The organism is Pseudomonas sp. H1_G08 (genome assembly GCF_054681355.1).
In genome coordinates this window covers 473402-486391 of the sequence record NZ_CP162822.1, presented here as the reverse complement: position 1 = coordinate 486391, position 12990 = coordinate 473402, and the positions used below count along the sequence as shown (strand labels likewise).

Sequence of the window (12990 nt, the reverse complement as noted above, 5' to 3'; positions counted from 1 at the left end):
TCTCAGCTTGCGCTGCTCGTTGCAGCGAGTCTGTAGAGCACGAAAGTCACATACGCGTAGCCTCGCAAATGTAGAGATGAATCAGGTCTTATCGCTGTAACCGACTCACTACGCTGCCGCAGCCAGGCAGCGATATGCGCATAAGGATTTGTATGGCCGGTATTAAGATGACCCATGCCTATGACAAAAAAGGCGTCAAATGGGCTGCAGACACCTATGCCAAGGGCATGGGTACAGCTCCTCTGAAGTGTGAACGCTGCGACGCCACAGTAATCCATGTGAATTCCTTCACTCGGGACTGCTACGACAACCCATCTAAGGTTCGTGCCTTCTTCCGCCTGCAAGCGAACGGAGCGCATGGCCCTAACTGCCGATTCGGCGTTGATAAGCAAATCGTTGAGCTCGCCAGCACCTCCGACGGCCTGGTCGAAAGCGTCCAGAAAAACCGTTTCCGCATGCGCCTGGTCGCGGTGACAGAAGAGTTGAAGGCAACTGCTAAGCGGCCCAAGGAAAATGACGGTGGCGAGCGAACCCCTACTGCCTCCAGAACCTACACACCATCATCCAATCGGCTGTCTTCCTACATCAATACCGCACAACGCGTCCTCAGACTGCGCGCGATGTGCGACGAAGACGCTGACATCGAGGAACACCTGGAATTAGTGTTTGCAGGCAATACCGTTAGCTGGAATCAGTTCTACTTCGACCACGCCCGGCAAATGGAGGCCCACTACGCCGTCTCAAAGAGTTCGACTCAATACCCGATCGCCATCCAAGGACGCGTCGGTAAGATCAAGCGGGGCGTCAAGGACGATCCAACGCTCAATGTCATGAACCTCGAACGACTGAAGGTCACCCAGGATCCCAACGAACCCACAAACGGTATAAGCCTCGAAGTGGGTGTGTGGGCGGCCAAGGCAAGCTGGTTTGATGGGCTGAGCGAGAGCGACGAGGTCATCATCTTCGGTCTGTGGAAAGCACCTCCCCCGGCCCAGAGCAAGGCCACTAAGGCGGGGTTCTTCAAGACCTTCACCAACCGGCGCCTGACCCTGACGTTGGCCCTTAAATCTCAGATCGCCAAAGTCTGACGACCAGCTTTACCATGCGAAAGATGACACGACGCCTTGATTCAGGGCTTGCCGTACCCCAGCCTGGAGAGGGTGTAAACCAGAAAAATGACCTGTAAACGACCTCGGTTAACAAGTCATTTTCTAGGTTTACAGGTCGAGTCCATTAGACTCGGTTTGAGTCCAAATTGGGTGCCGGCACTCACCGAATATGCCACCCGCCCCGCTCCACGTGGCGGACTTTTCTAGCGTAGTAGATACCCGCTGAATCGGTGTGGACGATCGTCGGATTGCTTAATATTACCAATAGCGGGCTATTTGCCATTAGTGGTAGCTTTACGCTATTAGCAGGCTCCGTATTTGTCACCGAGGCTGATCAATCGGATGCCCATTTCTGGAAATTTCTCGCGATACAGGGATGTCATGGTGCGTATTACTAGCCCATCCAACAAAGGTGGGCCCGCTGCGAGGCAAGGCTTCAAGTATCAAGACCATGTAGCCGTCAGCTTCATTTTCAAGATGATGCGCGATAGCAGTTACACCCAGGTGGAGTGCGAGACCGCCGACGATATCGTGGCCGTATTCAAGTACGCGGGGCAGCTCGTCAACGAGTACATTCAGGTCAAGACAACTGAGGGTGACCACAAATGGAATATGGAAGAGGTGACCAAGCTGGACGGCACCAAAGCCGACTCGTCCTTGCTCCATAAATCGCTTAAGTGCGATGTACGCCCAGGCCCTGCTCGCTTCCGAATTGTGACCCAGAGGGACGTCGCAAAAATTCTCGACGGATTCAAAACGGAGCTGGATAAGCGGAATCTGCCTGACACCACCACGGCCCGAGGCAAGGCGCTGCTCAAGAAATTCAAGAGATTCACCTCTCCACAAAATCGGAGTTTCGCTGACTGGGCGGACAACTGCGTCTGGCAGGTCTATGGGGATGTGGAGGCACTGGAAGCGGTCAACATCAAAGCCCTTTCCAAGCTTGCTGAGGATTTCGGGAACCGTCCAAATAATACTCAGATGCAGGCCATTTACGATGAGTTCTTGGAGATGGCTGACAAGGCTGCCACGGCCAACGTGAAAACGGCTGCATCGAAGAAAATTATTCTGCGGGAACCGGCTCTGGCCCAGCTCAAGCAGCTGCTAGATGCAGCTGATGACCAGTCAACGGCCACAGCCAAACCCTACAAAAAGCGGCCAGATCCCTTCCTAATCGAATTTCACGCAAGCACCGATGAGGGCCTGCTGCAATCATTTTCCGGCTTTGACGTACGCTATGCGCTGAAAGCGTGGCGGCACGACGGTTTTGCTAAACACCTAGTCGAATGGCTCCCAGAATTCTCACTCAAGGCGAGCGAGATCGTGAACATCCTCGCGCACAATGCCGAAGCCATGCTCGCACGTTCCATCAATGCATTCAGCGACTGCGACCTGCCCCGTGACAGGCTGATCGCCGAATTAATACTCCACGCCATCCTGCGCAGCCGCCAAAATAGTGAGCCCGTGGCGTGCAAGGTTTTCTATAAATCCGGTGGCAAGCTCTCCGAATTTGGCAACGCCCACATCGTCCAGATACCTGGCCAGGACGATCAGCTATGGCTGGGGCTAGCACGCCTGATTGAAGCAGACACCATGGACGCGACGTTGGCGCAGATCTGCAGCGTCCTAGACGCAACCATCTCGGAGACGGTGCTCTCGTCGGAAAGGGAAATCATCATCAACCTGCGCGAGCCCCTGCACCATCAACCGAAAGCAGACGCCTTCAACCAGGCACTGCACCGGAACTCGTCAGTCGATGACATGCTGAACGTCCTGTGCTTTCCCATCCTGCTGACCTACGACAGTCACGTACTCTCGTCAGGTTGGCTCGCTGATTACGTGAACAACCTTAGAAAAGAAATCGAGGCCCACTTCAGCACCTTCACCACCCAGCTGCCAGAGAACATCAAGCAAGTAAAGGTCATGGTCTTCCTCGTGCCAATGGAAAGCATCGAGAAGCTGACAAATGCCTTCAACGCCCGCTGCAAAACACTTGAAGACCTGCAGGTATAAGCTAAGGCATGTGGTCGATTTGCAGAGCTGAGAAAACTACAGGGTGAAGGTATTCCGAACTGGCCAAGCCGGCTTCGGCCATCTCAAGGAATGATGCGTTAATGAACTACGAAACGATCAAGAACAGCCTAGCGAAACTCAGTGATGAGGGCGTTTCGACGGTCGATGTGCTGCTCGCCATTAACGCCATCGTCAACCGAAGCAACGCCGAGTGGGAAGGACGGGATCTGGTGATCCGTGCGCTCGACAAGTTCGCACTCTTCGACGCAGTCGAACAATCGCTCCTGCTCAATATGGTGCGAGCCGTGGGGCTATTTCCTTACATCACGCCACACCTGAGCAACATGGCCCTGTCTGATCGCTTGGCTTACGAGGCTCACAGAGTTGAAGGTGTGGAACCTGGCATGGTGTTTCATCACCTCCAGGCACACGTTTTCAGCTTGATCATGCAGGGGCAAAACGTCGTCCTGAGCGCCTCCACCAGCGTCGGCAAAAGCCTGGTCATCGACGCAGTACTTGCCCAGCGCCGGTTCAAGAAGGTGGTGGTGATCGTTCCTACCATTGCGCTGATTGACGAAACCCGCCGCCGCTTGGTCAAGCGGTTCAGAGACTTCAACCTGATCACCCACCCCAGCCAAGAAGCGGTGCCCGACGTCACCAACGTCTACCTCCTGACGCAGGAGCGCGTTATTCAGCGTCCTGATCTGGATGATGTGGAATTCTTCGTGCTGGACGAATTTTACAAAATCGATTTGGGGAGCAATAAGGATGAGAGCTCGCGCGCCGTTGATCTGAGCTTGGCGTTCCACAAGCTCGCAAAGACCGGAGCACAGTTCTACATGCTCGGGCCGCACATTCAGAAGATCTCTGGGTTAGACGGTTACGAGTATCATTTCATCCCGTCCGACTTCAGCACCGTCGCGGTCGATATCCAGAATTTCAATCTGGGCATGCGCTCAGAGGAGCGCACACAGAAGCTCTTGGAACTGGTCAGGACGCTGGAGTCCCCTACCCTGATCTACTGTCAGGCGCCGGCAAGCGCAAACAGGGTCGCTGAGTATCTTATCCAGGATGGTGGGTTGATCCCGGTGCCAGAGACGCAGGAAATCGCTGCATGGATCTCCAAGCATTACCACCCAGAATGGAACGTTGCCAGGGCGATCGCCCTGGGCATCGGGATCCACCATGGCGGGGTGCCTCGCGCGCTGCAGCAGTACATGGTCAAGCTGTTCAACGAGGGCGTCATCAAGCGAATCATCTGTACATCAACTATGATTGAGGGCGTCAACACGTCGGCTGAGAACGTGATTATTTACGATCGTCGCCTCAAGATGTCGACGCTCGACTACTTCACTTACAAGAACATTTCTGGGCGCGCTGGCCGCATGAATAAATACTTCATCGGCAAGGTGTTCATGCTCGAAGCCCCGCCCATTGAGCAGGGACTGACGGTCGAGTACCCCATCGGCCATCAGGATGAAACCTCACCTATCGGCCTTTTAATGCAGCTGGAAAACGAATACCTCACGGATATCTCGCGAGGCCGCCTTCAGGACGCGTATGCCAACCCGTTGCTGTCACCTGCCACCCTGATCGAAAACCGCCACATTCCTATCGAGCGTCAGGTCGAAGTGGCAAAAACTATCATCAGTGACCTTCCTGATGGTCAGGAGTTGTTAGGCTGGAAAGGCATCCCTGAGCCAAACCAACTGAATTACTTATGCGAGCTGGTCTACATACTAGAAGGTAAGAACCTGATGGATTACCTGATCTCGTCCAGTTCTCAGTTGGCTTGGCACATCAATGAACTTCGAAATCAAAAAAACCTGCCGGCCTATCTGAGCGAAGCAGTGGAAAATCGGTGGGAGAATATCTCGGCGAGTGAAGCCGTTAACCTGCGCCTGAGATTCATCAGAAACATGATGTGCTTCAGATTACCTCGGGACATCATGGCGATTCACAAAATTCAGGTCGACGTGCTGGAGCAACACGGGTACGAGCCTGGAGACTTTAGCTTCTTCGCTGAGCAACTGGAAAACATGTTCCTTGACCCACTGCTCACCGCACTAGACGAATACGGAATTCCCACTCAGATCTCAACCAAGATCAAGCACTTGATTTTGCCATCAGAGCACCTGAACGATTTGCTGGCAAAACTACGATCGCTTGCCCGTCGGGTGGAGAGCCTTCAGCTCACCGCCTTCGAGAAAGGCCTAATGCAATGGGCGGTCGCGGACATGTAAAGATGGAAGCGATGGACGCGGGCGCTGCAATAAAGCGGGCCGAGGTTCTGGTCTTCCAGAGATTGACGAGTTTGCCGACTTACCCTACGGAGCGGTACCACAATGCCAAACCAACTGGTCATCAAAGGTCAACTTTTTCCATCCCAGACGGAAGCGGAGCGCTTTTTTTATGCCATGCGTGACAAAAATCTCGTTGAGGGTGGAGATATTCAAGGCACTACTGAATTCGATCTGCTCGAAGACCTGTACGTCCGGTATTGCAAAGCGACCAACTGGCCAACGCCAGGACATCCTGTTGCCTTTTATGCGCGCAATATAGCGCGTGGGGTTGGCGCCCACGGTGGCACTACACAGGGCTTTGTCGTGAAATTCAGTGATGGTAGCGAGCAGGAATTCTCCATAAAGAAAGCCGTCAAGGCTGTGGCAACGTAGGTATTACTAACTATCCAAATAGAAAAGAATGTCATGAAAAAATTCCTAGTACTTGACAAATCCTTCCTCCAGGGAGTCTCGAAGAGACGAATTGATGAGCTGGATAACTCATACAGACTTCTAATGCCTGAAGAGATGCTGTACGAATTATCCAAAGGTGCTCCTGAGGATAGAGCAAAATGGTTTTATAGACTGCCATCGACAGTCAGGCCATTTGAGCTATCCCGAAATCATGGGTATTTACTTCGCTACGAGAAAGAAAATCTACTTAGCTGTGGACTGCCCAGTCTACATGTAAGAACTATTGATCACGCAGCGACGGAAAACTACCGCAACCCAGAATTCATCGTCCCAACTGAGCTGTCCGCCGTAAGAGACCACAGAAAAAGCCAAGTGGACGAGGATGTAAACTATCTCTTCTTACTGACTAGAAATATCGACAAGATACTACCCGAAACTAGAGACATCCATCCAAAAGACAGAAAACAAGTACAGGAAAACATCGAAGAAAAAATAGCAAGCGACGAAGATTTCTTGAAAGGCGCTGTCAATACAATCATGTCTCACCCCCACCCGGATAGTAGTGAAGTTGATAAGTCATGGATTAGCTATCGCTGGCTACAGGTAAATCTTCTATTCGCGCTAGATTTTTGGACTCGTTACACTCAGGAAATTGACCTTACCACTGAATCAAAACAGCTAGAGCGGTTTAGACATGACGCGTTAGATGCTGGCTACCTAATCGTAGGAATTCAAGAAGGAGCGTTTGCAACGAAAGAAAAAAAACTTATCCGGTGGTGGAATAAAATCTTTCCCGAGGGAGACCTCATTCAGGATTAATTAGCGTTGGTTTTTGACCAGCGTCTGAGGTTGTGTGGCAATGTTCTCTTCGCTGCATGCAATCATGAACGCACATGACCTTAGAACCCTATTGCCCTCTTTGCCAAATTTATAGGAAAAATTGAATCTTCCTCAAACACACTGGCATAGGGATCGACGTAGCAAATCCGAACCCCATGCGGGCAGCTGATGCCTCGACAATTTTTCTGTTCAAAGCACGACAGGCTACCAATCCATGACGTACGCACTGATAGACAATGCCACACTCACAGCCGTCCAGCGCGCCACTGGGACGGTAGCAGTTAAGACCAGCGATACGATCAACGGGGATCTGTGTGCTTTGGAGAACTTTTTGCAGGGCAATCTCTTCTACGATGATCTTCTCTGCATAGACAACTACAAGCCTGAGCATAGAGACAGTCGGAAACAGCAATTTCCCTACCTTCGGTTCTTGGCGCCTACTGAATTTGGTCTTGAGGAGGTGGATGCGGTCGCGCAAAAGGAAGCGGCATCAATCCGTCCCGAAATTCGGGGAGGAAAATTTGTGGATGAGGACTTCAGCGCCCTGCTGGAGCAATTAAAAATGAATATGGTGTGCACCTGGGATCAAGCCTCCAGCGTGTATTACCTGACCATGAGGATGTTGGGCTATCGTGGCTCTGACGAATACAGCAAGTACAGCGCTTTAAGTGCAGCTATCTTCGCAGAGTTGAGTGATGCAGGCGAAACGCGCGGGCGCTGGTCGAAGGACGTCAAGCTTGTAAGCTCGGATGGTCACGTGTTCAGCAAGTCAGAGTTCTCCGAAAGCAGCCGGGGCGACTATGGTGGCCCCACAAGGCAGTTGGAGATGTTCGTAGCCTCCCTAAATTGGCTTGCCTATAAATCCATTTATTACTCGACTGCCGCCAAACACTTGAAAGCTGACTCATTCATCCACCCCATCCGGCACGCTTATCAGGTGCACTGGATGAAAAAAGTCGGCGCCTTTGGCCATGATTTCACCGCCCGTCTCCTGGCCAACCTCGCGGACAAGACAAGAACGAGCATTTCGGAAATCCAATCACACGGAGCAACCCAAACTGTTGCATTGGATCTGCCCTTGTTCTCGGCGTGGTTAACTCAATCTACTGGTAGCGTCTCCAATGCCATTGAGGCTGCCAGGCAGCTCCGCAACGAAGGTCATTTCGTCACCATGCGTGAAACGCTCAAAGCCATTCGCATTGCGTTCGACGAGCAGGGCATTGCGAGCGGCAACAAGCGCATTACGAAGCTCATGGACGACGTCGACAAGATTTGCGGCGACCTTAGGCGTAGCTATGGTGTACGGTCTCCTCAGGGCATTCAGGGCAGCTTCCTCATTAAAACGGCAAGCTCAGTCACCAGCCTATTCGGGGTTTCACTACCTGACTGCGATTTCGCTCTCTCGACACCTGAGTTCATGAAATCAGAATCGACCAAAGCCTTCACAACCGTCGTGAAGGACATAACCAAGGAGCTCACCTCAATGGAGCGCCTGGGGGGATTACGAGATCTGATGGCCAAGTCTTTCAGGATCGAGGGCGAAGATCACGGTGGCCCCAAGGTTCAGGAACCGAGGTTCCGTTACGTAAAGTCCGGATGGCAAAAACCGATGTGAAGTCTGTCCGCGTTCTTGTGGCTAGCTGATCCATGCCGGGTTTTCCGCGTCCTAATTTTGGTAGGCATCGCTGGGCATCCGGGCGTCCCAAGCAATCGCACAATTCTATCTTATTGTGCTTTGGTGAGAATCCAAGGCACCGCTTGGCAGGTTGAATGGGCGGGTCGTGCGGGGCCATTGGGGACTTAGGGATATGTACAAGCATTGTGCTGTTGATGGATTGGCAGAGAAGTCCATCGATTAAAAGAAAAATGGACAATGGACAAAAAAATTTAAGCTACTGATTTATATTGGATTTGGATGTCCATTTCTAGCGTTAGCTCACACGTACAGAACTTCGACAAGACGATCGTCTCGATCCCGACCTGGCGGCTGATGTCCGAGTCGTTCAAGAACTGGCGCGGCATGCAGCAGTCCGGCGGTCGGCGGATCAAACGCAGCCTGTTCATCGATGCCAGCGGCGTGCGCTTCATCCGCGACGACGAGGAAGAAAAGCTTTCCCAGGTGCACCTGCTGACCGACTACATGGGCCGCAAGAAAGCCGAGCTCAAGGCCTGGAATGAGGCCCAGGGCAATGTCGCGGCAATGTCGGCCAACCGCCGCCGCATGACCAACATCGGCACCTTCCGCGCCTACGCGCTGGCGTATCTGAAGAGTCATCCGGAGATTCAGCCGAACATGACCTGCATGGTCCGGCAGATGCAGACCACCGCGCAGGGCATTCCGCTGGAAATCTACTGCTTCACCCGCACCACGGTGTGGGCCGATTACGAGCGGATTCAGGGGGATATTTTCGATTACCTGCTGGCGGTGTTGCCGGAGTTCGGGCTGAGTTTGTATCAGCAGCCGAGTGGTGGGGATTTGCGTCCAGGGTTGCTGCCGGCGGTGTTGGGCTCGGCGAGTACTCCGGAGCCGGAAAAACACCTGATGTAACTTACTGATCACATGTAGGAGCTGCCGAAGGCTGCGATCTTCTGATGTTCAAGATCAAAAGATCGCAGCCTTCGGCAGCTCCTACACGGGTTACGCAGTGCGTTTAATGCCCAACCGGCTGATCCACACCGCTGCCAGAATCACACCCCCGCCAAGGAACAACCGCCCCAGTTCCTCATGCTGATTCCAGATCAGCAGATTCAACAGCAACCCCACCGGCACGTGCAGGTTGTTCATCACCGCCAGTGTTCCGCCGTTGACCATGCACGCGCCCTTGTTCCACCAGTACAGACCCAACGCAGTCGAGACCAGACCGAGAAACAGCAACACCGCCCATTGCAGCGGCGCTTCCGGTAGAAAGTTCGACTTGCCGAACAACAGGAACGCTGGCAGCACAACCGCCAATGCACCGAGGTAGAAATAACCGAAACGGCGGTAATGCGGCAGGTCACTCGGATGCTTCGCCACCAGATGCTTGTACAGGACCTGCCCGGCGGCATAAGTGAAGTTGGCCAGTTGCAGCAGCAGGAAGCCCATGAAGAAGTCGGGACTGATGCTGTCGAAGCGAATCACCGCCGCACCCCCGACTGCTACCAGCGCAGCAATCAACGCCCACGGGTTGAAGCGGCGGTTCAGCGCGTCTTCGATCAACGTCACGTGCAGCGGCGTGAGAATGGTGAACAGCAACACCTCCGGCACCGTCAGCACGCGGAAGCTCAGGTACAGGCAGACGTAAGTCACCCCGAACTGCAACGCGCCGATGAGCAACATGCCACGCATGAACGCCGGCTCCACCGAACGCCAGCGCGTCAACGGAATAAACACCAGCCCGGCCAACACCACACGGACCAGCACCGCAAAGTAACTGTCGACATGCCCAGCTAGGTATTCGCCGATCAGACTGAAGGAAAACGCCTGGATCAGCGTGACAAAAAGTAGATAGCCCATGCTCGCCTCGAAAATCGAATGGCGGCGACGATAGCGGTTTTTCGGATGGGCTCCAACAGCAAACGGCGCCGGAATCAAAAGCCCCTCACCCTGGCCCTCTCCCGGAGGGAGAGGGGACTGACCGAGGTGGTTGGGCAAGCTACGCCGACATGAAATACCGCATCGAATCCAAAGAAGCCAAAAACCGGCCCTCCACCGCTCAACACAATGAGCGCAAGCTCGAGTACCGCTCTTGATCTTGATCCACCCGCCCCGTCGGCAGGCTGAGCGGAGGGATTGATCCGGGCGTGGGAGCGCAGCGACCGTCTGGCGCAGCCAGACACAGCGGAAGGAGGTGCAGCGAAGCAAACCGGAGCCGCTGCGCCCGGATCGATCCCGCAGCGAAGGAACCCCGAGCCCCAGCGAGCGGGCCGAACGTTGGGGCACAGACCTTTGGTTACTTTGGGGCGTTTGCCAAAGTGACCCGCTGTAAGAGCGGAACCGCCAGCCGCAACACCGCAGTAACGGATATTCACCCAAAACCCCAAGAGCCTGGTCGGCCCAAAGGCCGCCAAGAAAACCCAGACAAAAAAAAGCCCGATCTCGCTAAAGCGTTCAATCGGGCTACAGCACTCAGGAGCAAAAGTGCAAAGGGAGGTTCGATGCGCGTGGAACCTTGAAGGGGTTGCGCCAGGTCACTTAAACAATCGGCGATTATCTGGCGATTAACCGATCAAGCGACCTGAGACAATTTGGCGTTGGCCTGATTCAGGCCCTTCTCCTGGAAGTCACCGCCCAGGTTCATGCCCTCAGCATGGATAAAGGTCACGTCGTTGATCCCGATGAAACCCATCACCTGACGCAGGTACGGTTCCTGATGATCCGCAGGACCACCGGCATACACGCCACCGCGAGCGGTCAGGACAAAGGCGCGCTTGCCGCTGAGCAGACCTTGCGGGCCGGTTTCGGTGTACTTGAAGGTCACCCCCGCACGCAGCACATGGTCAAGCCAGGCCTTGAGCGTGCTCGGGATCGCAAAGTTGTACATCGGTGCAGCCATCACCAGCACGTCGGCGGCGAGCAGCTCATCAGTCAATTGGTTGGAGCGATCCAGCGACGCCTGTTCGCTGTCGTTGCGCTGTTCAGCGGGTTTCATCCAGCCACCCAGCAAATTGGCGTCCAGATGCGGCACCGGGTTCGCGGCGAGGTCACGCACGGCGATCTGATCGGCAGGGTGCGCGGCTTTCCACTGAGCGATGAAGGTCTGGGTCAGTTGACGGGAAACCGAATCTTGCTGGCGGGCACTGCTTTCGATGATCAGAACGCGGGACATGGTGTGTAGCCTCCATCCGAGAATGTTGTAAGTCGATGGAGTGAAGGTTAAACAGAGTCGAATCGATGAAAAAGCGCAAATATCCGCTGTAATCCATCGATAAATTCGTTTATAAGCTAAACCCATATCCCCTGTGGGAGCGAGCCTGCTCGCGAAAGCGGAATGTCAGTCCCATCCTCTGGATGACACTCCGTCTTCGCGAGCAGGCTCGCTCCCACAGGGTAATCGCGTTATTTCGGGGTGCAGGTCAGTTTGATGCGCAGCTTGATGATCTCGCGGGTGAACTTGGCCGTGGCGTTTTTATGCTTGCCCGCCGGCACATCGATGCTGCGCGTGCGTGGTGCTTCCGGGCCGTTGCTGAACACCGCACGGCAGGTCGCGTCGACATCACCGTAGTTGGCCACGCGGATCGAGCCGATGTCGTTGTCCGTGTCGTAAGTCTCGTAGTCGATCTTCATGCCGTTGAGATCCTTTTGCACATCGATCGGATAGGCAAACGCGGTCAACGGCAGCAGCGCCAGCACCACACAACAGAATTTTTTCATTCGGCAGTCTCCATGAGGGACGGCCAGCTTAGGACAAGAGGAGCTATTGATGAAAGCGCCCCGCGTGACCCTTGATCAATGGCGAACATTGCAGGCCGTGGTCGACCACGGCGGATTCGCCCAGGCCGCCGAGGCCCTGCACCGTTCGCAATCGTCGGTCAGCTACACCGTCGCCCGCATGCAGGATCAGCTCGGCGTGCCGTTGCTGCGCATCGATGGGCGCAAAGCCGTGCTCACCGAGGCCGGCGGCGTGTTGTTGCGCCGTTCGCGGCAATTGGTCAAACAGGCCAGCCAACTCGAAGACCTCGCCCATCACATGGAGCAAGGCTGGGAAGCGGAAGTGCGGCTGGTGGTGGATGCGGCCTACCCGAGCGCGCGGATCGTCCGCGCGCTGACCGCGTTCATGCCGCAGAGTCGCGGCTGCCGCGTGCGTTTGCGCGAGGAAGTGTTGTCGGGGGTCGAGGAAGTGCTGCTCGAAGGCGTGGCGGACCTGGCGATCACCGGCCTGAGCATTCCGGGCTACCTGGGTGCGGAGTTGAGCGATGTCGAGTTCGTCGCCGTCGCCCATCCTGATCACCCGCTGCATCGGCTCAACCGCGAGCTGAGCTTTCAGGATCTGGAAACCCAGATGCAAGTGGTGATCCGCGACTCCGGCCGCCAGCAGCCGCGCGATGTCGGCTGGCTCGGCGCCGAGCAGCGCTGGACCGTCGGCAGCCTCGCCACCGCCGCGACCTTTGTCAGCAGCGGCCTGGGTTTTGCCTGGCTACCGCGGCACATGATCGACCGCGAATTGAAGGATGGTTCGCTCAAGCTGCTACCGTTGGACCGAGGCGGCAGCCGCAATTCGAGCTTCTATCTGTATTCGAACAAGGACAAACCCCTGGGCCCGGCCACGCAGATCCTCATCGAACTGCTGCGCACCTTCGACACCTTGCCGCTGGACGCACCGTTCGCCGCACCTGAACAAGCCTGACACGGA

The 12990-nt window shown here is 54.9% G+C and carries 10 protein-coding genes and 1 pseudogene; 8 read left to right on the top strand and 3 right to left on the bottom strand.

Annotated elements, in window-relative coordinates:
• The first annotated feature begins 152 nt into the window (after positions 1 to 152).
• The 7 genes and pseudogenes from AB4N85_RS02260 to AB4N85_RS02230 all read left to right on the top strand — a co-directional run.
• Entirely contained in the window at positions 153 to 1088 is a 936-nt protein-coding gene (locus tag AB4N85_RS02260; RefSeq protein ID WP_058412200.1) for a hypothetical protein, read from the top strand.
• 402 nt (positions 1089 to 1490) lie between these two features.
• On the top strand, positions 1491 to 3122 hold the full coding sequence (locus tag AB4N85_RS02255; protein ID WP_460066804.1) for a HamA C-terminal domain-containing protein: 1632 nt from the start codon (positions 1491 to 1493) through the stop codon (positions 3120 to 3122).
• A 101-nt stretch (positions 3123 to 3223) separates the two neighbouring features.
• Positions 3224 to 5365, top strand: coding sequence for a DEAD/DEAH box helicase (locus AB4N85_RS02250; RefSeq protein ID WP_460066802.1), 2142 nt, complete (start codon positions 3224 to 3226; stop codon positions 5363 to 5365).
• A 102-nt stretch (positions 5366 to 5467) separates the two neighbouring features.
• Positions 5468 to 5797, top strand: a complete 330-nt coding sequence (locus AB4N85_RS02245) for a hypothetical protein (RefSeq protein ID WP_134931462.1) — start codon at positions 5468 to 5470, stop codon at positions 5795 to 5797.
• Positions 5798 to 5830: 33 nt separating this feature from the next.
• A complete protein-coding gene (locus AB4N85_RS02240; protein ID WP_460066800.1) occupies positions 5831 to 6637 on the top strand; it encodes a hypothetical protein in 807 nt (268 codons plus the stop codon).
• Between the two features lie 235 nt (positions 6638 to 6872).
• Positions 6873 to 8273 (top strand): hypothetical protein, encoded by a 1401-nt coding sequence (locus tag AB4N85_RS02235; protein WP_460066798.1) that lies wholly within the window; start codon positions 6873 to 6875, stop codon positions 8271 to 8273.
• Between the two features lie 324 nt (positions 8274 to 8597).
• Positions 8598 to 9206: pseudogene (locus tag AB4N85_RS02230) on the top strand (mechanosensitive ion channel family protein); the annotation flags it as partial.
• 90 nt (positions 9207 to 9296) lie between these two features.
• Here the strand turns inward: AB4N85_RS02230 and AB4N85_RS02225 are convergent.
• From AB4N85_RS02225 to AB4N85_RS02215, 3 genes are all read right to left on the bottom strand, one after another.
• A complete protein-coding gene (locus AB4N85_RS02225; RefSeq protein WP_122882071.1) occupies positions 9297 to 10154 on the bottom strand; it encodes a carboxylate/amino acid/amine transporter in 858 nt (285 codons plus the stop codon).
• Between the two features lie 712 nt (positions 10155 to 10866).
• Positions 10867 to 11466 (bottom strand): FMN-dependent NADH-azoreductase, encoded by a 600-nt coding sequence (locus tag AB4N85_RS02220; RefSeq protein ID WP_252877668.1) that lies wholly within the window; start codon positions 11464 to 11466, stop codon positions 10867 to 10869.
• 230 nt (positions 11467 to 11696) lie between these two features.
• The gene (locus tag AB4N85_RS02215) at positions 11697 to 12011 is read right to left on the bottom strand and encodes a hypothetical protein (RefSeq protein WP_016771198.1); all 315 of its coding nucleotides are present in this window, start codon (positions 12009 to 12011) and stop codon (positions 11697 to 11699) included.
• Between the two features lie 49 nt (positions 12012 to 12060).
• Here AB4N85_RS02215 and AB4N85_RS02210 point away from each other — a divergent pair, with 49 nt between their 5' ends.
• Complete coding sequence (locus AB4N85_RS02210; RefSeq protein ID WP_016771199.1) at positions 12061 to 12984, top strand: LysR family transcriptional regulator; 924 nt, start codon at positions 12061 to 12063, stop codon at positions 12982 to 12984.
• The last annotated feature ends 6 nt before the right edge of the window (positions 12985 to 12990 follow it).

Excerpts from the sequence above, each read along its gene's own strand:
- AB4N85_RS02235 (WP_460066798.1), top strand. The coding sequence starts at position 6,873 with ATGACGTACGCACTGATAGACAATGCCACACTCACAGCCGTCCAGCGC.
- AB4N85_RS02260 (WP_058412200.1), top strand. The coding sequence starts at position 153 with ATGGCCGGTATTAAGATGACCCATGCCTATGACAAAAAAGGCGTCAAA.
- AB4N85_RS02210 (WP_016771199.1), top strand. The coding sequence starts at position 12,061 with ATGAAAGCGCCCCGCGTGACCCTTGATCAATGGCGAACATTGCAGGCC.
- AB4N85_RS02240 (WP_460066800.1), top strand. The coding sequence starts at position 5,831 with ATGAAAAAATTCCTAGTACTTGACAAATCCTTCCTCCAGGGAGTCTCG.
- AB4N85_RS02215 (WP_016771198.1), bottom strand. The coding sequence starts at position 12,011 with ATGAAAAAATTCTGTTGTGTGGTGCTGGCGCTGCTGCCGTTGACCGCG.
- AB4N85_RS02250 (WP_460066802.1), top strand. The coding sequence starts at position 3,224 with ATGAACTACGAAACGATCAAGAACAGCCTAGCGAAACTCAGTGATGAG.
- AB4N85_RS02220 (WP_252877668.1), bottom strand. The coding sequence starts at position 11,466 with ATGTCCCGCGTTCTGATCATCGAAAGCAGTGCCCGCCAGCAAGATTCG.
- AB4N85_RS02255 (WP_460066804.1), top strand. The coding sequence starts at position 1,491 with ATGGTGCGTATTACTAGCCCATCCAACAAAGGTGGGCCCGCTGCGAGG.
- AB4N85_RS02245 (WP_134931462.1), top strand. The coding sequence starts at position 5,468 with ATGCCAAACCAACTGGTCATCAAAGGTCAACTTTTTCCATCCCAGACG.
- AB4N85_RS02225 (WP_122882071.1), bottom strand. The coding sequence starts at position 10,154 with ATGGGCTATCTACTTTTTGTCACGCTGATCCAGGCGTTTTCCTTCAGT.